General features: G+C 40.7%; 1 protein-coding gene. It reads left to right on the forward strand.

Annotated elements, in window-relative coordinates; genetic code table 11:
• Positions 1 to 122: 122 nt before the first annotated feature.
• Positions 123 to 1669, forward strand: a 1547-nt coding sequence (locus BVE84_RS10270) for an IS1182 family transposase (protein WP_076996887.1), incomplete at its 3' end; no start/stop codon positions are given.

Genomic DNA, 1669 nt, shown 5'->3' on the forward strand with positions numbered 1-1669 from the left:
GAGGCTGGGCAAAAACTAGCTTCTCACAATAAAAAAACGAGCAATTCCAATTAGGAGTTGCTCGTTTTCCATTTCATGCTTTATAATTATAATAACCACAAAACAACTAGAAAGGCATGAAAATGTATAAACAGTATAACACAGATCAGCTTAGTTTGGAACTAAATATTGCTTGGGACTTACCTGCTACTCATGAGGCACGTCTGATTAGTCAGTTTGTGGATACTATTCCTTCATCCGTTCTATTGGAAGAAACTTCCCACACAGGTCGTCCTGCCTTTCATCCAGCTATGTTGCTTAAAATGACCCTATTTGCCTATGCTCGGCAAGTATTCTCTGGTCGGAAAATCGTTCAAATGAATGAAGAAGTCATTCCTATGAAATGGCTGAGTCAGGATACCTACGTCTGTTATCGGACCATCAATAGTTTTCGGGCTAGCACACACGCCAATCAGCTCATCAAAACTGCCTTCATCTACTTCACTCTCCTCCTCAGAGAGAATGGATTGATTGAAGATGAGGCTCTCTTCATTGATGGAACAAAGGTAGAAGCTGATGCCAACAAGTATTCTTTCACATGGAAAAAGGCCGTTGTACGCTATGAAGATACCTTGAACGGAAACATTTCAGCACTCTATGACAAGCTAATTCAAGAAGGGGTGAATACTGCCTTGTCCAAGGAAGAATGTCTCACTAGCGAGGGACTAAACCAACTCCTACAAGAAACCGAACAAGTATTAGATGAGGTGGAAAATGCTATCTCACAAGAGCCTAAAGTCATTAAAGGTGGATCGGCCAACAGACAGAAACGAAGAAGAATTAAGAAACTAAAGAGAAAGTTGAAAGAGGATTTTCTTGTTCGGAAACAGAAGTACGAACGGGATAAACAGATTCTACAAGAGCGAAATTCCTATTCTAAAACAGATCACGATGCAACATTCATGCGAATGAAAGAAGATCATATGAAGAATGGTCAGCTCAAACCTGGCTACAACCTTCAACTTGGCACAAACAGCCAGTTTGCCTTGGCTTACGGACTGTTTCCGAATCCAACTGACACTCGTACACTCAAGCCTTTTCTTCAATCCATCCAAACCCTAGAACTCTTTCAACACATTGTCGCAGATGCAGGTTATGGAAGTGAAGAAAATTATAGCTTTATCGTTGATGACCTGGAGAAAACACCTCTGATTCCCTACGGAACATATCAGAAAGAGCAGAAGAAAAGCTATAAGAAGAGTGATGCCAATCCTGAAAACTGGACCTACTTAGAAGATTCTGATCAGTGGATAAAACCAGATGCGGTTGTCTACTCGTTTAAGAATTATTCACGAAGAACGGAGCAGAATGGATTTGAGAAAGATATTAAGATTTACGAAGCTGATCCAGTACAAGCTAGCGAGGAATTGGACCAATTAGCACGGACGGAAAAAGGAAACCTCAAACAAATTCAGTATAATCCTACGTGGAACTATTTCAAGAACTTAGTCAAAGATAAATTGACAAGTAAAGAGGGAGCCCGCATTTATGCTAAACGCAAGGTGGATGTCGAACCTGTATTTGGTAGGATGAAGGGTGTTTTTGGCGTGCGCAGAGTTCATGTCAGAGGACAAAAAGTGGTTGAAACAGAGATAGGATTCCTCCTAATGAGTATGAATCTCACGAAATT

Origin of the sequence: Streptococcus azizii (genome assembly GCF_001984715.1) — a bacterium.
GTDB lineage: Bacteria > Bacillota > Bacilli > Lactobacillales > Streptococcaceae > Streptococcus > Streptococcus azizii.